The following is a 20,240-nucleotide window of genomic DNA, read 5'->3' as shown; positions in this document are numbered from 1 at the left end:
CGTGCCCCTTCGGCCGGGGCCGAAGGGGCACGAACGTCCAGCTCGGCGGTTTGACCGGGAGTGGCCCGTCGCCCGCGTCAGCGGGGGGTGCCGGCGATGATGCCCTTCCACACGGCGTCGGCGCCGGTGTGCCCGACCCGGATCGTCCACCACGTCACCAGCGCCGCGGCCACGAACGTCAGCGCCGCGGCCAGCCGGGGAGAACCCCCGCGCGCGTCACGGGTGAGCGCCACGAGGACCGATGCGGCCAGCAGGCCGAGCGCGAACCAGACGAGGTCCTTGCCCATGGCGGCGTGCTCGGCCGCGATCTGCCCGCCGAGCCGGCGCTGCAGCGCCTCGCCGCTCTGCCGCGCCACCACCGTCACGACGACCATGGCGACGTCGGCAGCGACCACGAGCCACGCGACGCGCGCCCGCCAGCGAGGCACGAACGCGATGACCATGGTCACCAGCGCCATCAGCGGAAGCAGCACCACCACCGCGTGCACCACGAGCACGTGGACGGGTAGCCCGAAAACCGTGTCGAACATGGCGCTCACCCCTTCGGCCGGGCCCTGCCCCGTCTGCGCACGAGGTTACGCGAGGCCGCTGGGCAGCAGACCGCGTTGCGGGCCACCCCGAGCCGGCGGTGCGCCTGGTTCACCGCCGCTCCCGGGGTGCCTGGCGCGCCGCCGGACGCGCCGGACGCTAGCGTGACCGCCGTGCCGACCTATGACGACGACCTGCGCCTCGCGCACGTGCTTGCCGATGCCGTCGAGCGGGTGACCATGGAGCGCTTCCGGGCCGAGGACCTCGTCGTCGAGTCCAAGCCCGACCTCACCCCCGTGACCGACGCCGACCGTGCCGCCGAGGAGATGGTGCGCCACCAGCTCAAGCGCACCCGGCCACGGGACGCCGTGGAGGGCGAGGAGTTCGAGACGACCGGGCACGGCCCCCGCCGCTGGGTGATCGACCCGATCGACGGCACCAAGAACTTCGTCCGCGGGGTGCCCGTCTGGGCCACCCTCATCTCCCTGGTCGACGAGGGCCAGCCGGTCATCGGTCTCGTGTCCGCGCCGGCGCTGAACCGCCGCTGGTGGGCCGCGACCGGCTCCGGCGCCTGGACCGGGCGCAGCCTGTCCTCGGCCCGGCGGATCCACGTGTCCGGGGTCGGCGACCTGTCCCACGCGTCCCTGTCCTACTCCAGCCTCACCGGCTGGCGCGAGATCGGCCGGCGCGAGCAGTTCCTCGCCCTCACCGACGAGTGCTGGCGCACCCGCGCGTACGGCGACTTCTGGTCCTACATGCTCGTGGCCGAGGGCGCGGTCGACATCGCCGCCGAACCCGAGCTCGCCGTGCACGACATGGCTGCCCTGGTCCCCATCGTCACCGAGGCCGGCGGCCGGTTCACCTCCCTCGAGGGTCAGGACGGCCCCTGGGGCGGCAACGCCGTCGCCACCAACGGGCTGCTGCACGACGAGGTGCTCCGCCGCCTCGCCTGACCTGCACGGCCGCGCCGGGCGGCCGAGGTGGGCCCCACGGCAGGCGGCCCGCGCTGCGGCCGTCTCGGCCCGGCATACCGCCTGCAGGGGCTCATGGGCGAGTATGGGGTCAGCAGCATCCCCCGCACCTCAGGAGCCCCCGTGTCCGACACCACCAGCACCCTGCCCCAGCGTCGCGAGCTGCGCACCGCGCTGCCGGGGCCCAAGTCCCAGGAGCTGGCGGCGCGCCGGTCCGCGGTCGTGTCCGCCGGCGTCAGCTCGACCCTGCCGGTCTACGTCAAGCGAGCGGGCGGCGGGGTCATCGAGGACGTCGACGGCAACCTGCTCATCGACCTCGGGTCCGGCATCGCCGTGACCAGCGTCGGCAACGCCGCACCGCGCGTGGTCGAGGGCGTCACGCAGCAGGTCGCCGACTTCACGCACACCTGCTTCATGATCAGCCCCTACGAGGAGTACGTCGCCGTCTGCGAGGCCCTGGCCGAGCTGACGCCGGGCGACCACGCCAAGAAGTCGGCGCTGTTCAACTCCGGCGCCGAGGCCGTGGAGAACGCCGTGAAGGTGGCCCGCTACGCCACCGGGCGCAACGCCGTGGTGGCGGTCGACCACGCCTACCACGGGCGCACGAACCTGACGATGGCGCTGACCGCCAAGGCGATGCCCTACAAGAAGGGCTTCGGCCCGTTCGCCTCGGACATCTACCGCGTGCCGACGTCCTACCCGTTCCGCGACCCCGAGGGCATGACCGGCGAGCAGGCCGCCGCCCGGGCGATCCTGGCCGCCGAGAAGCAGGTCGGTGCCGACCAGATCGCCGCACTGGTCATCGAGCCGATCCAGGGCGAAGGTGGCTTCATCGTCCCGGCCCCGGGTTTCCTCCCGGCGCTGCAGAAGTGGTGCAACGACAACGGGATCGTCTTCATCTGCGACGAGGTGCAGAGCGGGTTCGCCCGCACCGGCGCCTGGTTCGCCAGCGACCACGAGGGGGTCGTGCCCGACCTGGTCACGACCGCCAAGGGCATCGCCGGCGGCCTGCCGCTGGCCGCCGTGACGGGCCGCGCCGAGCTGATGGACAGCGTCCACGGCGGTGGACTCGGCGGCACTTACGGCGGCAACCCGGTGGCCTGCGCCGGCGCGCTCGGCGCCATCGAGACGATGCGTGCCGAGGACCTGATCGGGGCGGCAAAGCAGATCGAGGCCGTGGCCACCGAGCGGCTGCGCGCCATCGCCGGCAAGGTCCCCGCCATCGGTGACGTCCGCGGTCGCGGCGCGATGCTGGCCATCGAGCTCGTCCGTCCCGGCACGACCGAGCCGGACGCCGAGCTCACGGCCAGGGTCGCCAAGGCCTGCCACGAGCAGGGCGTGGTCATCCTGACCTGTGGCACGTTCGGCAACATCATCCGGCTGCTCCCGCCGCTGGTGATCGGCGAGGAGCTGCTGCTCGAGGGCCTGCAGGTGCTCGAGGACGCGCTGCTGGCCGCCACCGCCTGAACCCGGTGACGCAGCGGCCCGGCCACCCTCGCGGGGTGGCCGGGCCGCGGCGCGTGTATCGCGGGTGGTCGCCTCAGTTGGGGACGACGGTCACCTCGCCGCGACCCAGGGCGCGCACGCCCTCGGCGTAGCGCTCGGCGTCGCCGACCACGACCACGGTCCACTGCCCCGGCCGCACGTGGCGCCGGTAGGCCTCGCTGATCCGCGCCGCGTCCACCGTGGCCAGGTCGAGCAGGTTGGCCGTGGTGAAGTCGGTCGTCAGCCCTTCCAGGGCCATGGTCGCCGCCTCGTCGGCCACGGCGTCGGCGGTGGCGTAGCGACCCGGTGCGGTCTTGCCGATGAAGTCGACCCCGGACCGGGCCTCCTCCTCGGTGAAGCCGTCCAGGCCACCCTCGAGGATGCCCAGCAGCAGGTCCAGCGCCTCCACCGTGGAGTCGGCGCGCACCGACCCGCCGGTGAGGAACAGCCCACCCTTGCGGCGCGGGCGGAAGCCGCAGCGGATGCCGTAGGTGAAGCCCTTCTCCTCCCGGAGCACGGCGTCGACGCGGGCGTTGGGCGAGCCGCCGACGACGAAGCTGAGCACCGGGAACGGCGCCCAGCCGCCCTCCTCGCGGCGGTCCGGCCCGGCGCAGGCGATGGTGATCTCGGACTGCACCGCGCCCGGCCGGTCGACGAACACGATGCGGGCGGCGTCCGCGGCGCGGGCCGAGGCCACCGGCTCGGTGACCGCCGCCCGGCCGGACCAGCCGCCCAGCGTGTCCCCGACCTCAGCGGCCACGTCGAGGCCGCTGTGGTCGCCGGTGACGACGAGGGTGCTGCCGCCGGGTGCGACGTGCGCGGCGTGGAAGGCGATGAGGTCCTCGCGGGTGATGCCCGAGACGGTCTCGCGCGTGCCGGCGCTGGGCAACGCGGCCCGCTCCCCCGGCGCGAAGTAGGTGCGGACCAGCTCCAGCGCCGCGCGCTGGGTCGGGTTGGCGTGCTCCTGGTCGATCTCGGCCAGGCGGGTGCGCACGTGGCGGCTGACCTCGGACTCGGGGAACACCGGTTCGCGGACGGCCTGGCTGAACAGGTCGAGCGCGTCGGACAGGTGCCGCTTGGACACCTCCAGCTCGACGGTCAGCCCGGCCTCGCCGGTGCTGGCACCGAGGGCGATGCCCTTGCGCTCGAGCAGCTCGGCGAACTCCTCGGCCGAGTGCCGCTGGGTGCCCTCGTCGAGCGTGCGGGACAGGATCGTCGCCAGGCCCTCCTTGCCGCGCGGCTCCAGCGACAGCGGCAGCGGGACAGCGAGGCGCAGCGAGATGACGTACTGCCCCGGCACGTCGTAGGTGACGAGGTCCAGGCCGTTGTCCAGGGTGCTGCGCGATGCCTCGGGGAAGGCCCAGGGCTGGGGCGGCGTGACGGCCGGGCGGTCGGTCACGGAGGTCATGCGGCGGCTCCTTCGCGGTCCTGCTTGAGGTAGGCGACGACGGCGCGGGACTCGGGTCGCAGCCACGTCGCCGCGACCTGCTGCACCTGCCCGGGGGTCACCTCGCCGAGGCGGTCGAGGAACGTGTTGATGTAGCCCGGGGAGCCCTGGAGCATCGCCCGGTGGCTGATGTGGTCGGCGCGCTCCTCCTGGCTGGCGAGCGCCGAGAGCCAGGCCCGCTCGGCCTGGGCCAGGGCGGACTCCATCTCGACCGCCGTCGGGCCCTGCTCGCCGAGCCGTGCCAGCTCCTCGCAGATGGCCTGCTCGACGTCGTCGGGCTCGACACCCTCGACGACGTCGAGACCGATGAAGCCCAGGGACACGCCGTCGACGAATCCCATCGCGTGGGCCCAGACGGCGTGGGCGACCTGCTCACGGCGCACCAGGCGCTGGTGCAGCCGGGACGTGGCCAGCCCGCCGACCACGTCCATGGCCAGCGACGCGGCGAAGAACTCGGGGGTGTCGTCCACGGGCAGCCGGAAGGCGATGTGCAGGCGGTCGCTGGGCACGGCCTCGACGTGCTCGTCGCGCACCGGCTCGCCCAGCGGCTCCAGCGCGTCGACCGGACCGCGCGGGGGCTCGGCGCTGGCCGGCAGGTCACCGAAGTAGCGCTCCGCCGCGGCGAACCCCTCCTCCGCGGTGAGGTCGCCGACCAGGGTGAGCACCGTGTTGTTGGGCCCGTAGTAGCGCCGGAAGAAGGCGTGCACGTCCTCCAGGCTGGCGGCGTCGAGGTCGTCCATCGACCCGATCGTGGCGTGGTGGTAGGGGTGGCCCTTGGGGAAGACCGCCGCGTAGATGTCGATCAGCGCGTTGCCGTAGGGCACGTTGTCGTAGCGCTGGCGCTTCTCCTCCTTGACCACGTCGCGCTGGTTGTCCAGGTTGGCCTGGTTGACCGCGTCGAGCAGGTGCCCGTGCCGGTCGGCCTCCATCCACAGCGCGAGCTCGTAGGCCCCCTTGGGCACGGTCTCGAAGTAGTTGGTCCGGTCGAACCACGTCGTGGCGTTGAGCCGCCCACCTTCGGCCATCAGCCGGCTGAAGTGCTCGCCGCTGGCGACGTTGCGCGAGCCCTGGAACATCAGGTGCTCGAAGAGGTGGGCGAACCCGGTGCGGCCCTCGACCTCGTGGCGGGAGCCCACGTTGACCCAGAGGTTGACCGTGACGTTGGGGACGGTGTGGTCCTCGCTGACGATGACGCGCAGGCCGTTGGCCAGCGTGCGTTCGGCGATCGGGTAGTCCAGCGGCATGGGCCCACCCTAGGTGATCGTCGCCCGGCCCCGAGGGCCCGCGACGACGTAGTCCAGCCGCAGGTGGTCCCAGCCGCCGCGGTCCCCGAGCGTGGTCCCGACATCGCATGCACCGTGGGACCGGAGGGACGATCATGGCTGTTTCCGTGGGACTGTCGAAGGCGCTCGACAAGGCGTGGGAGGACAAGTCCCTCGCGGACATCCTCGCCGCCCCGGTGTCGGCACTGGCGGGGGTGACCGAGTCCGACGCGAAGAAGCTCGACGAGGCGTTCGGCATCAAGACGGTCCGCGACCTCGGCTCGAACAGGTACTTCGCCACGGCCGGGGTGCTGGTCGCCCTGGCCAACCACACCGACTGACCGACCCCGGTATGCCGTGCGGCCGGCCCGGCCGCACGGCGTACCCAGGGTCCGTTCAGGGGACGACGCGGTCGCGCCCCCGGGCCTGGGCGTCGCGCAGCGCCGACTCCGCGCTGCGGTAGACGCTGGCCAGGTCCTCGCCGTCCGGGCCGAACTGCGCCACCCCAGCACTGAAGGTCACGGGCACCGACCGGCCGTCCGTCCCGGTGAACGGGTTGGCCCGGCAGTGCTCCAGGGTGCGGACGACGCGTGCGGACGCGTCCTCGCGGCCCAGGCCGTAGAGGGCCAGGGCGATCTCCTGACCACCCCAGCGGGCGATGAGGTCGTCCGCCCGGAAGCTGCGGCGCAGCAGGGCGGCCAGGCGCTCGAGCACCTCGTCGCCGACGGCGTGCCCGTGGCGCTGGTTGATCTCCTCGAACTCGTCGAGGTCGAGCAGGACGAACGACAGGGGCTCCCCGGAGCGGACCGCGTCGGTGCGCAGCCGGGCGAGCTCCCGGATGAACGCGCGCCGGTTGGCCAGCCCGGTCAGCGGGTCGGTCTGGGCCAGGAGGCGCTGCTGGCGCAGCCGCTCCAGCCGTCCGGAGACCCGGGCGAGCAGCTCGCCCGGGTCGACCGGCTTGGTGACGTAGTCGTCGGCACCCGCGGCGAACACCTCTTCGACGGCTGCCTGCTGGTGGCTGCTGGTCAGCACGATGACGGGGGTGGACTCGAACCGCGGGTCGGCCCGCACCCGGCGGCACAGCTCGAAGCCGGTCACCGACGGCATGTCCAGGTCCAGCAGCACCAGGTCGGGGGCGGTCTCCTCGAGGGCGTCCCAGAACTGCAGGGGGTCGCCGACGGTCGTCACCGGCAGCCCGGCGTGGTCGAACAGGTGGGTCAGGACGTCCAGGATCACGGGGTCGTCGTCGACGGCCACGACGCGGTGCCGGGACAGCAGCTGCCGTCGCATCATGTCGACGACGGCGTCGACCACCTGCGCCGGCGGCAGCGACCGGGCGACCAGGCCGGCGGCGCCGGCAGCCCGCACCTCCTCGGCCTCCGCGGACTGCGGCTCGGGAGCCAGCACCATCGCCCGGGCCTCGGGCAGCAGGGACGCGACGTCGGCGAGCAGGCCGAGCGCGTCCTCGCCGGTGACCTCCGCGTCGACGACGACCACGTCGAGACGCCCCTGGCGGACCGCCTGCCGCGCCGACGCCACGTCGGTGGCGACACGGCAGCGCAGCCCGCGGCCCTCGGCCTCCCGGGCGATCGCCGTGGCCTGCGCCGGGTCGGCGTGCGCCACCAGCAGCCGGCCGGAGGCCCGGGTCGCCACGACCGGGCCCGGTGGGGTGGCCGGCTCCTCCAGCTCGCGGCGCAGGTTGGCCAGGTGCCGGGCCGCGGTGAGGGCCCGCGAGGGGAGCTCCTCCGCCGGGCCGGCGAACATCCGCTCGAACTCCTGGGCGATCTCGGTGGCCCGGGGGAAGCCGAAGGTGCCGGCTGCGCCGGCGATCTGGTGCGCGGTGCGCTCGGCGGCCCGCTGCGCCTCGGCGTCGAGGTTGCGCTCGACGACGGCGTGCAGCGCCTCCTCGAGCCGGTCGACCTGGGCGAGCAGCCGTTCCCTGCTGCGCTCCCAGAGCTGCTGGATCATCTCCCGCTCGAGGACAGCCTCCCCCGAGGCAGAGGGCCCCGGCTGGGTCATCGCGCGCCGGGACGGGTGTGGACGTGCTGGTTCACGGCCCCTCCTCGCACCAACGCGCCGTGGGAACGGCGTCCGGGCGACTCATCCTAGGTGGCCGTGCCCGGGGCCGCAGGCAGACGTTGACCATTCCTTGACGCAGGTCTGAACGTCCCATCGCCTGTGCCTTTCCGGCGCCTCCTAGGTTGGGTGGGGAGCCGGGAGCAGTCCGAACAGACGATGGGAAGGACTCATGAACTCCTCGCGCAAGGTCTCCACCCGCACCGTCCTGGCCTCCGGCGTCCTGGCCCTGAGCTTCGCGGTCGCCGGCGCCGGGTCTGCCCTGGCCGGGCCGATGGCACCCGAGCACACGACCAGCCTCGGGCAGTCCGTCGCCACCCACGAGGTCGGCAGCCACGACGAGGCCGTCCGCACCCTCACGGCCGACCAGATCGCGGCGCGCCAGCAGCTGCGCACCGACATCGTGGCGCTGGTGAGCGCCATGCGCGCCGGTGACGAGGTCGCGGCGCAGTCCGCCCTGACCACGGTCCTGTCCGACATCACGGCCGTCAAGGCCGCCGACGCCGCGGCCACCGCCACGGACGGCACCGACCAGCAGCAGGGCGAGGACGGCTCGACCGGTGGCACGGACCCCGCCGACAGCACGGACACCACCGAGGCGCGGCCGGTCGCGACCGTCGTGAGCAAGGACCGCGCCGCGGGCCCGCAGCGGCCCACCGGCTGGTCCGCCTCACGTCAGGACGGGCAGGCCCACTCCGCGGCCTGGCACAACGGCAAGAGCTGGTCCCCGGCGCACGACAGCCGGGACCGGCACATCGGTGACCACCGCGACGGCCGGGGGCGCCACGGGTCGCGGCACGGCGACCACCACCGCTCCGGGCGCTGACGCAGGGAGCGTCCTGGAGGTCGGCGAGCGGGCGTCAGCAGCACGTCGACCATGCACGAGAGGGGGCGGGTCCCATGGGACCCGCCCCCCTCGCGTGGCCGCCCGAAGGCTGACGGGGTCGGCGGCAGGCCAGTCACGGCATACCGGGCCAAACCACTCACGCACGGCCACGCCAGGGCCGATACTCGGGAACGTGCGCCGCCCGCCCCCGACCGCCATGATCCCGTTCGTCATCGTGGCAACGGTCGGGATCGCGGCGCTGGTCGCTCCCCCGACCTCGATCGACGGCCCCCACCTGGCCGTCGTGACGGGCCTGCTGGTGGCGCTCGTCGCCTACGGGGTCCGGGTCGCCGCGCGCACCGAGCCGAGCTGGCGGGACAGTGTGCCCCCACTGGCTTTCTTCCTCATCATCGCGGCACTGCGCGACGCCACCACCACCTCGACCCCCGTGGTGCCGCTGCTGGCCCTGCCCACCCTGTGGATCGCCCTCTACGGCACCCGCCGCCAGCTGGTCCTGGCCGGCGCGGCCACGGTCGCGGTGCTGCTGGTCCCGGTGCTGCTCATCGGAGGCCCCCGCTACCCGGTCAGCGACTGGCGCCGGGCCCTGCTGTGGACGCTGATCGTCTTCCTCATCTGCCCGGTGATCCAGCGCGTCGTCAACCGCCTCGACGAGGAGCGCAGCCGGCACGAACGGGTGTCCAGCCACCTCGACGGCGTGCTCCGTGCCGCCACCGAGCACGCGATCATGACGTGCGACCTCGAGGGCCGGGTCACGTTCTTCAACGAGGGGTCGGAACGGCTGCTGGGGTGGACGGCCGACGAGGTGGTCGGCCGGATGAGCCCCGAGGAGTGGCACGACCCCGCCGAGCTGGACCGGGTCGCCGCCGAGGAGGGCGTCGACCGGGCCGAGGTCGTGGTGCACCGGGCCAAGAGGGAGGGCCGCGACACCCGCGAGTGGACCTACGTCGGCCGGGACGGTCACCGGTCCACGGTCCGCCTCACCCTCACCGGCATGTACGACGCGTCCGGCACCCAGGTGGGCTGGATGGGGGTGGCGGTCGACGTGACCGTCGAGCAGCATGCCCTGCGCGCCCTGCGCGAGTCCGAACAGCGGTGGCGCGCCCTGCTCGACCACCTGCCCGACACCGCCGTGATGGTCGTCGGGCCGGACCTGCGGTTCCGGCTCGCCACCGGGCTCGGGCTGCAGCGCCAGGGAGTGGCCAACGCGCAGGGGCTCACGCTGGCCGACATCTCCTCGCCGGAGAACGTCGCACGGATCGAGCCGGTGCTGCGCGGTGCCCTGGACGGCCGGGAGGGTCAGGTCGAGGTCCTCGCCACGCACACCGGACGGGTGCTGCAGGTCGTCGGGACCCCGCTGCCCCCGCACGACGGCGAGCCCGAGGCCCTGGTCGTCGCGTGGGACGTCACCGAGGAGCGCGCCCGCGGGGAGTCCGAGCGCCGGGCCCGGCAGATGTTCCAGCGGATCTTCGACGAGGCCCCCTACGGCGTGGCCCTCGTGGGCCTCGACGGCGTCGTCCAGCAGGTCAACCCGGCCCTGTGCCAGATGCTCGACACCCCGCGCGAGGGCATGGTCGGGCGGCAGCTGGACAGCTTCCGCCCCGCGCGGTCGGAGGCACCGCAGGGCGTCATCCAGAACCTCGTGGACAGCCCCACCGGGCGGCTGGAGCTGGAGATGTACCTGCCCCGGCCCGACGGCCTGCTCGTGCGGGTGGCCATCGGGGGCGTCGTCCTGCGCGGCCCGGACGGGGCGGCCGAGTCGGTGCTGCTCAACATCGTCGACATCTCCGAACGGCACCGCTACGAGGAGCAGCTGAGCTACCTCGCCGACCACGACCCGCTGACCGGGCTGGCCAACCGCCGGCAGTTCGACGCCGCGCTGACCGCACACATGGAGCACTGCCGCCGCAGCGGCCCCGCGGGGGCGCTCATGGTGCTCGACCTCGACCACTTCAAGCAGATCAACGACACGCTCGGGCACCTCGCCGGCGACCAGCTCATCATGGCCGCGGGCGCCGCCCTGCGGGCACGGGCGGGCAGCGCCGACCTGGTCGCCCGGCTCGGCGGCGACGAGTTCGCCCTGCTGCTGCCGGAGGCGGACCGTGAGAGCGCCACGGCGCTGGCCCGCGACCTCGTGCGGCTGGTGCGGGAGCAGGTGGGCGTGCGTTCCGGCGGGCGTGATCGGCGGGTGACCACCAGCATCGGCGTGGTCCTGGTCACCGACGCCGACACCTCCTCCAGCGAGCTGCTCAGCGCCGCCGACATGGCGATGTACGACGCGAAGGAGGAGGGGCGCGACGGCTACTCCGTCTTCGGTGGCGTCGACGCCGAGCACCCCGGCACCGCCGGCCGGCTCGCGTGGGTCGACCGGCTCTCCGAGGCGCTCGAGGCCGACCGCTTCGTGCTGTTCGCGCAGCCGATCCTCGACCTGCGCAGCGGCCGGGTCAGTGGCGCCGAGCTGCTGGTGCGCATGCTCGACGACGAGGGGCGCCCGGTCAGCCCGGCCCAGTTCATCCCCGCGGCCGAACGGGCGGGCCTGATCCAGCAGCTGGACCGGTGGGTGCTGGACCGGGCGGTGGACGTGCTCACCGACGCCCAGCACATCGACCCCACCTTCCGGGTCCAGGTCAACCTCTCCGGCCACTCGGTCGGCAACCAGATGGTCATCCACGACCTGCTGCGCCACCTCAGCCAGCGGCCGTTCGACCCCCAGTGCCTGGTGCTCGAGATCACCGAGACGGTCGCGGTCGCCGACCTCGACTCGGCGGTGCAGTTCGGCCGCGACGTGCAGGCCATGGGCTTCCGGTTCGCCCTGGACGACTTCGGGGCAGGGTTCGGGTCGTTCAAGTACCTCAAGCACCTGGTCTTCGACTACATCAAGGTCGACGGCGACTTCGTCGTCGACGCCCCGTCGAACCCGACCGACCGGCTGATCCTGCAGTCGATCGTCGGCCTGGCCCACGGGCTCGGCAAGGAGACGGTCGCCGAGTACGTCGAGGACGACCAGGTGCTTCAGGTCGTGCGCAGCCTGGGCATCGACCACGCCCAGGGCCACCATGTCGGGGAGCCGGAGCCGGTCGAGGACCTGCTGCGACGGCTCGCCCGCGGCGAGGCCTTCCCGGGGAAGGGCGTCAGGGCAGCCCGACCGTAGCCGTGACGCCCGGCAGCGGCAGCGACAGGCCGCTGCTCGTCGTGGGGCTCGGACTCGAGGTGGTCGTCGTCGACGACGGCTTGGGCTTGCGCGTCTTGGTCGAGGTCGTCGGCGTCGGGGACGTCGTCCCGGTCGGCGAGCTCGACGAGGTCGTGGTCGTCGGGGAGGCCGCGCTCGTGGGCGCGGTGCCCGGGGTGGGCGCCGTCGTGCCCGGGGTCGGCGACGCCGACGGCCCGGTCGACGACGCCGTCGGGACCTGCGTGGTCGGCAGGGCGCTGGGCGAGGTCGACGGCAGGGCCGTGCGGGTGGTCTGGCGCGACACGCTCTGCAGGTCGCGGGGCGCGGTCGAGGTCGCTGAGTGCGACGGACCGGCGGACTGGTCCTGCAGGGGCAGGTGGGGCGCGACATACGTGCCGACGCGGACGGCGGCGTAGCCGACCACGGCGACGCCGAAGACGGCGCTGGACACATGGGTGAAGCTGGTGGGGTTGAAACGCACGGGGTTCCTTTCCGGAGGCGACTCGGGGAGGCGGCGTACTGGTCAGACGGCGTCGAACGCCTCGTTGTGGACCTGCCGGGAGTCGACCCCCAGCTCGGCCAGGGCGTCGGTCACGTCGCGGACCATCCGGGGCGGACCGCACAGGTAGTAGTCGAAGTCGTGGTGGTTCTCGGGCAGGTAGCGGTCCAGGAGGTCGACGTCGATGCGCCCGCTCGGGCCACGCCAGCCCTCCTGCGGACGGGTGACCACCTCGACGACCCGCAGCCGGATCCGCCGGGTCATGGCCGCCAGCTCCTCGCGGAAGAGGAGCTCCTGCTCGGTCGGCGCCGCGACGAAGAGCCAGTGCTCGCGCTCGTCACCGACGCTGGCGAGCTGGCGCAGCACGCTCATCATCGGCGTGATGCCGACGCCTGCGGCGACCATGACCAGCCCACGGTCGGTGTGCTCGACCGGGGTGAACGCGCCGTGCGGCCCGTCGACCCACACCCGGTCCCCCACGGTCAGCTCGCCGACCGAGGAGGAGTAGTCGCCCCGGTCCTTGACCGTGAACTCCAGCTCACCACGGCGGCGCGGCGGGTTGGCGATCGTGAACGGGTGCTCCTCGAAGCCGAACGGGGTCGCCCCGAAGCGCACGTACGCGAACTGCCCGGGCTGGAACCTGGACAGCCCCCGGTGCCCCCACGCCTCGAGCACGACGGTGGAGACGGTCGGGCTCTCCCGGCGCACCTCGCTGACGAGGTAGGGGTGGATGAGGGCCCGCATCGGGCGCCAGACCCAGCGGCGCAGCGTCACGAAGACGACCACCGCCGCGAGGAAGGCGAACCACTTGGAGAACACCGGCGTGTCCACCAGGTGGCCCAGCAGCAGGACGTGCAGCGCCGCCCCGGCCATCACGGTGGTCGCCAGCAGGACGTGCACGCCCCGCCAGGCCTCGTAACGCGGGCCCAGCCAGCGGCGCAGCACTGCCAGCAGGACGAGCAGGAGCAGGGCGACCGTGGCCACGAACGCGGCCTTGGCCCGGCCGGGTGCCACCCGCACGTCGAGCAGGTGCAGGTTGCCCGGGTGGGCCATCACGACCGCGGCCACGTGCGTGAGCACGAACCCCAGCGTGGTGACGCCCACCAGCCGGTGCACCTTCATCACCACGTCGATGCCCAGACCGCTGGACAGGAGACGCAGCCGCTTGGGCAGCACCCAGGTGACGGTGAGGAGGGAGAGCGCGACCAGTCCGGAGGCCAGCGAGACCTCGTACGCCGCGTTGGCCCCTGCGGGGCGGTCGCTGCCGAGGGCGAGGCCGAGGGGAATGAGCACCACGGCGAAGTAGGCGACCGCCCAGACCTGGCGGATCATGCTTCGCATCGGCTCGACTTCCAAGGGTCGCGGACAGGACATCCCCCCGTACCCCTGCCAGTGACCTGCCCCGGGGCCGGTCACTGAACGGACGATGCTAGCCACCAGCCGCCGGGGACTCAAACCCGCGGACCAGCAGGGACGCCGATGTCAACCCTCGTTCGGCGCAGGAGTTGGTGGCATGGTGGTGGCATGGCCGTCCGGTCACCCGAAGAGGTGGGGGATGTCGAACCGTCCCTGCACCGCCCCCCTTCGCGTGGCAGGCGTGACAGGTGGGGCACGCGAGCCCTGGTGGTCGCCCTGGTGGCCGCGCTCACCGTCTTCGTCCTGGCCCACGCGTTCGTGGTGCAGGGCTTCTTCATCCCGACCGGGTCGATGGAGCCGACCCTGCACGGCTGCCACGCCTGCGACGGCGACCGGGTGCTCGTCGACCGGCTGGCCGCGCGCAACGGCGCCATCGAACGCGGCGACGTGGTCGTGTTCCGCGACACCCAGGGCTGGGTGTCGCACCCACCGGACACGGCCGGGGCGTTGGTGGAGTGGCTGGAGCTGGCCGGTCTCGCCCCCGACGAAGCCGGGGAGAACCTCGTCAAGCGGGTCATCGGCATCGGCGGCGACCGGGTGGAGGCGCGTTCTGGCGTCCTCTACGTCAACGGGGTGCGACTGCGCGAGCCCTACCTGCCGCCGGGCACGACCGCGAGCGCCACGGACTTCGCCGTGACCGTGCCGGCAGGCCACCTGTGGGTGATGGGCGACAACCGCGACGACTCCGCGGACAGCCGCTCACACGTGCACGACCCCGGTGGCGGCTTCGTCCCCGAAGCCGACGTGGTCGGCACGGCGTTCGCGATCGTCTGGCCGTTGCGGCGCACCGGCGCGATCGACTCGCCGTCCACCTTCGACCAGGCCGGCCTCGACCAGCCCGACTGACCGTGGCGATGAACCAGCAGGCACCGTTGGCCGTCGAGGCGGCTGCTGCCTCCCTGTGGCGGAGCACGACGCATGGTGTCGGCCTGGTCGCACGACGCCGGGTCCACCAGCCGCCCGACCTCGTCGGACGGCGGCTGCACTTCGCCGACGGCACCTCGGCCGTGGTCTACCGCGAGACCCGCCTCGAGCGTCGGGCGCCCGCACAGCCGGCCGTGCTCGTCGTGGGGTTCCGGCTGCGGCTCGTACGCGGGCGCGGCCACGCCGTCGTCGGGCCCGCCAGCGAGCTGACCACTCCCCTGTTCATCGGGTTCCCGGGTTTCGCCTCCAAACTGTGGCTGGGCCACGACGGCCATGGCCGCTACCGGGGCGTCTACGAGTGGGACGGGGCCGCCCCGGCGGAGGCGTACGCCCGCGCGCTGTGGCGGTTGCTCGCCCTGGTCAGCGTGCCGGGGTCCGTGGGCTACCACGTCCTGCCCGACGTGGCCCGCGACGTCGCCCTCGACTTCCCCGCCGCAGGTCCGCCCGAGTGGTGGCGCCCGGTGGTCGCACCGGCGCTGTAGTCAGCGCCAGGTGAACGTCGCGAGCGCACCCCCGGGCAGGGTGTAGGAGAAGCTGCGCCCACCGACGCGCACCGCGAACGTGCGCGGGTCGTCGTTCTCGTTGTGCACGACCAGGGCGGTCGAGCCGTCCGGGTTGCGGAAGGCGACGTCCATGACCTGCCCGTTCCAGTCGGTCGAGCCGTAGGAGGTGCTCTCGACCCGCACCGCCCCGGGCCGCACGAACCGGCTGAGGTGGCCGATCGTGTAGTACTCCGCGTTGGTGGTCACCGTCCCGTCCGGAGCCACCGTGAGCAGGCCGGTGCAGGTGCCGCAGCCGGCGAGGTGCGGCCCGCCACTGGGGTCGAGTGCGATGTTCCACGTCACCACCGACTTCGCCCAGTTGCGGGTCGTGCCGATCGTGATGGTCCGGGCGTGCCAGGTCAGCGTGTCCCGGAAGACCTGCGCCGGCGGGTCGCTCGGCCCGTGGGAGCCGGAGCACTCGGTGAACCACACCCCCATGTCGGGGTGCGCCTCGTGCATGGCCGTCATGGCGCTCGGGTCACCCGCATAGCAGTGGTATGCCGTGCCGGCCACCCAGCGGGCAGCCGGGCTTGCGAGCACCTCGTAGGGGTAGTCCGTCTCGGGGCTCTCGTCCGGCGGGGTGTGCGCGATGTCGTCGGGATGGGTGGCCCAGTTGTGGTCGTAGGCGAGGATCTTCGTCCGGGGACTGGCCCGGCGCAGCATGGGGCCGAGCGCCTCGATGACCTTGACCTCCTGGTGGACCGCCATGTCGGTGCCGGGGTAGCCGCTGGGGGTGCGGTTCTGCGGCTCGTTCTGCACCGTCAGGTAGTCGATCGGCACCCCGGCGGCGGCATACGCCCGGACGAAGCGCACGAGGTAGGCCGCGTAGGCCCGGTAGTAGCGCGGGTCGTCCTTGAGCCGGCCGCCGACCAGGCTGCCGGTCGTCTTCATCCACGCCGGCGGGCTCCACGGGGTGGCCATGACGGTCAGGTGCGGGTTGAGCGCCCGGGCCCGGCGCAGCAGGGGCAGTACCTGGCGCTCGTCATGGGCGATCGAGAAGTGCCGCAGCCCGAAGTCGGTCTCCCCGGCGGGGACGTCGTCGTAGGTCCAGTGCTCCGCGGCGGCGGTGAAGTCCGAGGAACCGACGGGCTGTCGCAGGAAGCTGACGCCGATGCCCTCGCGCGGGTCGAACAGGCGGCGCAGCGCGGCCTCCCGGCGGGCCGGCGGCAGCCCGGTGAGCACCGCGGCCGAGGAGTCGGTGATCGAGGCGCCGAAGCCGTCCATCCGCTGCATCCGCGTGCCCGGGTCGACGTCGAGGGTGACGCCGTCGGGGGTGGCGTCGGTGAAGGCGACCGGGGCCCGGTGGTGCATCAGCTCGGCCCGGTCGGGCGTGGTGACCCACACCTGCGCCTCGCGGGGACCGGGGCGACCGTGCTCGATCCCGGCCTGCGCGGCGGGCACGCCCAGCAGGCTGGTGGCTGCCACCGCCGAGGCGACGACGGCCAGGCGGAACGCGCTCACGAGGTCCTCCGGGCGGTGCTGAGGCCGAAGCCGAACGGGAACAGCGGCTCGTACTGCGCGTCCCCGACGTTGATGGGCTCCTGGGCGACCGTGCGCGGCCAGCTGACGGGCAGCTTGCCGGTGAAGGGGCGCCGGCCGAGCAGGGTGTCGGCCACGCCCTCGCCCTCGCTGCCGGGCAGCCACGCGGCGACGACGGCGTCGGCCTCGCCGAGCTGCTTCGGGTCGAGCACCAGCGGCCGGCCGGACACGACCACCACGACACAGGAGGCGGCGGCCGAGCAGACCCGGTCGACGGCGGCCCTGTCGGCGTCGGAGAGCTGCATGTCCTTCACCGGGCGAGGCACGCCATGGTCGCCCGGGTCGTACGCCCACCGGGGGCCGCCCACGTCACCGAACCCCTCGGCATACGGCGTCTCCCCCACGACGACCACGCCCACGTCGTCGGGACCGACCGGCGCCGAGGCGTCCTGGCTCCACGTGACGTTGCCCGCCCCGGCGCCCTGCCGCAGGCCGTCCAGGATCGTGGTGCCCGGGATCGTGGCACCCGAGCCGCCCTGCCAGGTCATGGTCCAGCCGCCGGCCTGGTTGCCGATGTCGTCGGCGTTGCTGCCGGCGACGTAGAGGTGGGTGCCGGGCCGGACCGGCAGCGTGCGGCGGTCGTTCTTGAGCAGCACCTGCGACTCGGCCACCGCCCGCCGGGCCACGGCACGGTGGGCCGGGCCGCCGATGTCGGGCAGGTCGGTGCGGTCGGTGAACGGGTGCTCGAACAGGCCGAGCTCGAACTTGGCGGTGAGGATCCGCGAGACGGCGTCGTCGATGCGGCTCAACGGCACCCGCCCGGCGTGGACCTCGTCGAGCAGGGTGGTCTCGAAGCTCTGGTAGGCGTTGGGCTCCATCATCATGTCGATGCCGGCGTTGACGCCGGTGCGCACCTGGGTGGGCCAGTCCCCGGGCAGCTGGTGGATGCCCTCCCAGTCGCTGATGACGAACCCGTGGAAGCCCATAGCACCCTTGAGCACCCCGGTCAGCAGCTCGCGGTTGCCGTGCATCTTGACCGGGTTGCCCACCCCGTCCTCGGTCCAGTCGACGCTGGAGTAGGAGGGCATGACGCTGCCGGCGTGGTGCTGCCGCACGGCCGGGACGTACTGCTGGAGGGCGTTGCGCCAGAAGGACTTGCGGTCGGTGACGGCGACGCCCTGGTCGATCGGGTAGTCGCCGCTGCCGGTGCCGTAGCGCGTGTCGCCGTCACCGGCGTAGTGCTTGACCGTGGCCAGCACCCGGTCCCGGTCGCCGAGGTGTCCGGGCGGGCCTTGCAGCCCGTCGATGGCGGTCTCCATCTGCTCGACCAGGCGCGGGTCCTCGCCGAACGACTCGTAGGTGCGCCCCCAGCGGTCGTCCCGCGCGGCGCACAGGCACGGCGCGAACGCCCACTGCGGTCCGCTGGAACGCGTCTCGGAGGCGGTGACGTGCTCGACCTCGCGGACCAGCGCCGGGTCCCGGGTGGCACCCAGCCCGATGTCGTGGGGGAAGACCGTCGCGCCGAGCAGGTTCCCGTCGCCGTGCACCGAGTCGATGCCGTACAGCAGGGGGATGTGGAGCCGGGTCGCCAGCGCGGCGCGCTGGAACCGGTCGACCATGTCCGCCCACGCGGTCGGGGTGTTCGGGGTGGGGGTCGAGCCCCCGCCGGAGAGGATGCTGCCGAGGTGCCACGTGGTGATCGGCGAGGTGTCGTCGACCACCTGGTAGCGCTCGGTCTGGGTCATCTGCCCGACCTTCTCCTCCAGCGTCATCCGCGAGAGGAGGTCGGACACGCGCCGCGGCACCGGCAGGCGGGAGTCCTCGTAAGGGAGGGGACGCGAGGTCCCGCCCGCCGGCTGTGCCGTGGCCGGTGGCGACGCGCCGACCGCGGTGAGGGAGAGAGCGCTCGCGGCCACGGCGAGCACCACGGTCGTGGCGCGCAGGCAGGTGCGCACCGGTCGTCGTCCTGGCATGGGTTCCCCTGTCCCGGGCCCCGACGGGCCCTGCGTCGGAAGCGCTTTCACGCCCTTCGGCACGCTATGGACCCCTTTGCCCCGGTTTCAACGCGGGGCGCGTCAGGAGTTGGCAAAGCCCCGGTCACCTTCGGTATGCCGCGTGGCCGCCCCCCCTGCGACACACCCGGCACGCATCGCGAGCGTGACCGGGCGGGGATGGGGGTACTGAGGTGACCAAACAGCGTCGGCACCGCGCGGGCGCACCCTGGAGGTCACCATGAAGACCGTCATCGTCATCGTCCTGGCTGTCGTGGTCGTCGTCGCACTGCTGCTGGTGCTGAGACGGGCCACCGCCCAGCGTCGCCTGGAGTCCCAGCGTGAGGAGGCCGCACGCCTGCGCGATGAGGCCGCCGAGCACGACCGGCTCGCTCGCGAGCGAGAGGCCGGAGCCGCCGAGGCCGAGGCTGCCGCCGCGAAGGCGCGCGCAGAGGCCGCACAGCGGGCCGCCCAGGCCGACCGCCTGGCTGCCGAGGCCGAACGTCGGGGCGAGGGCGTGGCCCAGGCCCGCGAGCTGCGCGACGAGCACCTGCGCCTCGCCGAGGACCGCGACCCCGACCTGCCCGCGCACGACAACGGCTACCCCCAGCACGACGACCTTCGGGACGCCCCCGAGGAGGAGGCCACGCCGGAGGAGGAGGCCGGCCGGTACCGGACCCGCCCCTGACGGCGGCCGTCCTCACGGCGCCGGCGCCGGGCGGGGCTCCCCCGCACCGGCGCCGGACGCCGCTACCGTGACGGCGTGACCGACACCGCCACCTCCCCTGCCCGGACGACCCAGCCGCAGTGCCAGCCGACCGTGGGCGGCCTGGCGCCCTGCGACAACTGCGGGGCGCCGATGCGCTGGGAGACCTCGCACCAGCGGTGCGGCACCTGCGGCCACATCGTCCCGTGCTGCGAGGGCGCACCGCTGGGCTGACTCCGGTGGCACGGTCGGCGAGGCGACCGGCAAAACCTCCCGGCTGAGCCCCTGGGGGCATAGCGTGACCGCGTGCCGGAAGCCCAGGTCGCCCAGTGAAGAGTCCCGTCGCGTTCGTCCTCGGCGGTGGCGGCGTCCTCGGTGCCGCACAGGCGGGCAGCCTGCTCGCGCTGCTCGAGCACGGCATCACCCCCGACCTCGTCGTCGGCACCAGCGTCGGGGCCCTCAACGGCGCCTTCCTCAGCGCCGACCCGACCGTCGAGGGCGTCGGTCGCCTGACACAGGTCTGGCAGGGCATCACCAGCAGCGACGTCCTCGGCGGCTCGATGCTGCACCGGGTGGCGACACTGGCCCGGCACGGCACCCACCTGCACTCCAACGCCCCGCTGCGGGCGATGGTGGAGCGGCACCTGCCCGGAGCCCGCATCGAGGAGCTGGCGGTGCCGTTCCAGTGCGTCGCGGCGTGCATCGAGACGGCGGAGGCGCACTGGTTCGACCACGGCCCGCTCGCGGACGCGGTCCTCGCCTCCTCCGCGGTCCCCGGGCTGCTGCCGCCCGTGCGGGTGGGCGACCGGCACTTCATCGACGGCGGCATCGTGCAGAGCGTGCCCGTCGCCCGGGCGGTGGCCCTGGGGGCCCGCACCGTCTACGTCCTGCACGTCGGCCG

The 20,240-nt window shown here is 73.5% G+C and carries 18 protein-coding genes; 11 read left to right on the top strand and 7 right to left on the bottom strand.

What is annotated here, in order from left to right:
- Window positions 1–77 precede the first annotated feature (77 nt).
- Window positions 78–530: a DUF2231 domain-containing protein gene (locus VF825_RS03675; RefSeq protein WP_331110261.1), complete on the bottom strand. Its 453-nt coding sequence runs from the start codon at window positions 528–530 to the stop codon at window positions 78–80.
- Window positions 531–701: 171 nt separating this feature from the next.
- On the opposite strand from VF825_RS03675, the gene hisN reads away from it, so the two are divergent.
- Window positions 702–1,481, top strand: coding sequence for a histidinol-phosphatase (gene hisN, locus VF825_RS03670; protein ID WP_331110259.1), 780 nt, complete (start codon window positions 702–704; stop codon window positions 1,479–1,481).
- Between the two features lie 141 nt (window positions 1,482–1,622).
- Complete coding sequence (gene gabT, locus VF825_RS03665; protein WP_414695758.1) at window positions 1,623–2,966, top strand: 4-aminobutyrate--2-oxoglutarate transaminase; 1,344 nt, start codon at window positions 1,623–1,625, stop codon at window positions 2,964–2,966.
- A 73-nt stretch (window positions 2,967–3,039) separates the two neighbouring features.
- On the opposite strand, the gene VF825_RS03660 is transcribed toward gabT, so the two are convergent.
- A complete protein-coding gene (locus VF825_RS03660) occupies window positions 3,040–4,392 on the bottom strand; it encodes a pitrilysin family protein (RefSeq protein WP_331110255.1) in 1,353 nt (450 codons plus the stop codon).
- Entirely contained in the window at window positions 4,389–5,675 is a 1,287-nt protein-coding gene (locus VF825_RS03655; RefSeq protein ID WP_331110253.1) for a pitrilysin family protein, read from the bottom strand. The genes VF825_RS03660 and VF825_RS03655 overlap by 4 nt, the downstream gene beginning before the upstream one ends.
- A 134-nt stretch (window positions 5,676–5,809) precedes the next feature.
- Here VF825_RS03655 and VF825_RS03650 point away from each other — a divergent pair, with 134 nt between their 5' ends.
- Complete coding sequence (locus tag VF825_RS03650) at window positions 5,810–6,034, top strand: hypothetical protein (RefSeq protein WP_331110251.1); 225 nt, start codon at window positions 5,810–5,812, stop codon at window positions 6,032–6,034.
- Between the two features lie 55 nt (window positions 6,035–6,089).
- On the opposite strand, the gene VF825_RS03645 is transcribed toward VF825_RS03650, so the two are convergent.
- The gene (locus VF825_RS03645) at window positions 6,090–7,712 is read right to left on the bottom strand and encodes a diguanylate cyclase (protein ID WP_331110249.1); all 1,623 of its coding nucleotides are present in this window, start codon (window positions 7,710–7,712) and stop codon (window positions 6,090–6,092) included.
- A 229-nt stretch (window positions 7,713–7,941) separates the two neighbouring features.
- Between VF825_RS03645 and VF825_RS03640 the strand changes: the two genes are divergently transcribed.
- The 3 genes from VF825_RS03640 (at window position 7,942) to VF825_RS03630 (ending at window position 12,198) form a co-directional block, all read left to right on the top strand.
- Window positions 7,942–8,595 (top strand): hypothetical protein, encoded by a 654-nt coding sequence (locus VF825_RS03640; RefSeq protein WP_331110247.1) that lies wholly within the window; start codon window positions 7,942–7,944, stop codon window positions 8,593–8,595.
- A gap of 193 nt (window positions 8,596–8,788) precedes the next feature.
- Window positions 8,789–11,764: a sensor domain-containing protein gene (locus VF825_RS03635; RefSeq protein WP_331110244.1), complete on the top strand. Its 2,976-nt coding sequence runs from the start codon at window positions 8,789–8,791 to the stop codon at window positions 11,762–11,764.
- A 2-nt stretch (window positions 11,765–11,766) separates the two neighbouring features.
- Complete coding sequence (locus VF825_RS03630) at window positions 11,767–12,198, top strand: hypothetical protein (protein ID WP_331110242.1); 432 nt, start codon at window positions 11,767–11,769, stop codon at window positions 12,196–12,198.
- 107 nt (window positions 12,199–12,305) lie between these two features.
- Here the strand turns inward: VF825_RS03630 and VF825_RS03625 are convergent, their stop codons facing one another.
- Window positions 12,306–13,622 carry a ferredoxin reductase family protein gene (locus tag VF825_RS03625; protein WP_331110240.1) on the bottom strand — a complete coding sequence of 439 codons (1,317 nt, stop codon included), beginning with the start codon at window positions 13,620–13,622 and terminating at the stop codon, window positions 12,306–12,308.
- A 282-nt stretch (window positions 13,623–13,904) separates the two neighbouring features.
- On the opposite strand from VF825_RS03625, the gene lepB reads away from it, so the two are divergent.
- Window positions 13,905–14,543 carry a signal peptidase I gene (lepB, locus tag VF825_RS03620; RefSeq protein WP_331110238.1) on the top strand — a complete coding sequence of 213 codons (639 nt, stop codon included), beginning with the start codon at window positions 13,905–13,907 and terminating at the stop codon, window positions 14,541–14,543.
- A gap of 8 nt (window positions 14,544–14,551) precedes the next feature.
- On the top strand, window positions 14,552–15,103 hold the full coding sequence (locus tag VF825_RS03615) for a hypothetical protein (protein ID WP_331110236.1): 552 nt from the start codon (window positions 14,552–14,554) through the stop codon (window positions 15,101–15,103).
- Here VF825_RS03615 and VF825_RS03610 read toward each other — a convergent pair whose 3' ends face one another.
- Window positions 15,104–16,624, bottom strand: a complete 1,521-nt coding sequence (locus VF825_RS03610) for a glycoside hydrolase family 30 protein (protein WP_331110234.1) — start codon at window positions 16,622–16,624, stop codon at window positions 15,104–15,106.
- The gene (locus VF825_RS03605; RefSeq protein WP_331110232.1) at window positions 16,621–18,615 is read right to left on the bottom strand and encodes a glycoside hydrolase family 3 protein; all 1,995 of its coding nucleotides are present in this window, start codon (window positions 18,613–18,615) and stop codon (window positions 16,621–16,623) included. The genes VF825_RS03610 and VF825_RS03605 overlap by 4 nt, the downstream gene beginning before the upstream one ends.
- A gap of 259 nt (window positions 18,616–18,874) precedes the next feature.
- On the opposite strand from VF825_RS03605, the gene VF825_RS03600 reads away from it, so the two are divergent.
- The 3 genes from VF825_RS03600 to VF825_RS03590 all read left to right on the top strand — a co-directional run.
- On the top strand, window positions 18,875–19,321 hold the full coding sequence (locus VF825_RS03600) for a hypothetical protein (RefSeq protein ID WP_331110230.1): 447 nt from the start codon (window positions 18,875–18,877) through the stop codon (window positions 19,319–19,321).
- Window positions 19,322–19,396: 75 nt separating this feature from the next.
- Window positions 19,397–19,573, top strand: a complete 177-nt coding sequence (locus VF825_RS03595; protein WP_331110228.1) for a hypothetical protein — start codon at window positions 19,397–19,399, stop codon at window positions 19,571–19,573.
- 95 nt (window positions 19,574–19,668) lie between these two features.
- Window positions 19,669–20,240: patatin-like phospholipase family protein (locus VF825_RS03590; protein WP_331110226.1), on the top strand; the 572-nt coding region annotated here is incomplete at its 3' end.

The sequence above is a fragment of the Oryzihumus sp. genome (genome assembly GCF_036391795.1).
In the GTDB taxonomy this organism is placed as follows: domain Bacteria; phylum Actinomycetota; class Actinomycetes; order Actinomycetales; family Dermatophilaceae; genus Oryzihumus.
This window is presented reverse-complemented; position numbering and strand designations above follow the sequence as displayed.

Coding starts and splice junctions, on each gene's coding strand:
- VF825_RS03675 (WP_331110261.1), bottom strand. CDS start 530: ATGTTCGACACGGTTTTCGGGCTACCCGTCCACGTGCTCGTGGTGCAC.
- VF825_RS03660 (WP_331110255.1), bottom strand. CDS start 4,392: ATGACCTCCGTGACCGACCGCCCGGCCGTCACGCCGCCCCAGCCCTGG.
- VF825_RS03640 (WP_331110247.1), top strand. CDS start 7,942: ATGAACTCCTCGCGCAAGGTCTCCACCCGCACCGTCCTGGCCTCCGGC.
- VF825_RS03600 (WP_331110230.1), top strand. CDS start 18,875: ATGAAGACCGTCATCGTCATCGTCCTGGCTGTCGTGGTCGTCGTCGCA.
- VF825_RS03605 (WP_331110232.1), bottom strand. CDS start 18,615: ATGCCAGGACGACGACCGGTGCGCACCTGCCTGCGCGCCACGACCGTG.
- VF825_RS03645 (WP_331110249.1), bottom strand. CDS start 7,712: ATGACCCAGCCGGGGCCCTCTGCCTCGGGGGAGGCTGTCCTCGAGCGG.
- VF825_RS03655 (WP_331110253.1), bottom strand. CDS start 5,675: ATGCCGCTGGACTACCCGATCGCCGAACGCACGCTGGCCAACGGCCTG.
- VF825_RS03615 (WP_331110236.1), top strand. CDS start 14,552: ATGAACCAGCAGGCACCGTTGGCCGTCGAGGCGGCTGCTGCCTCCCTG.
- VF825_RS03625 (WP_331110240.1), bottom strand. CDS start 13,622: ATGCGAAGCATGATCCGCCAGGTCTGGGCGGTCGCCTACTTCGCCGTG.
- VF825_RS03650 (WP_331110251.1), top strand. CDS start 5,810: ATGGCTGTTTCCGTGGGACTGTCGAAGGCGCTCGACAAGGCGTGGGAG.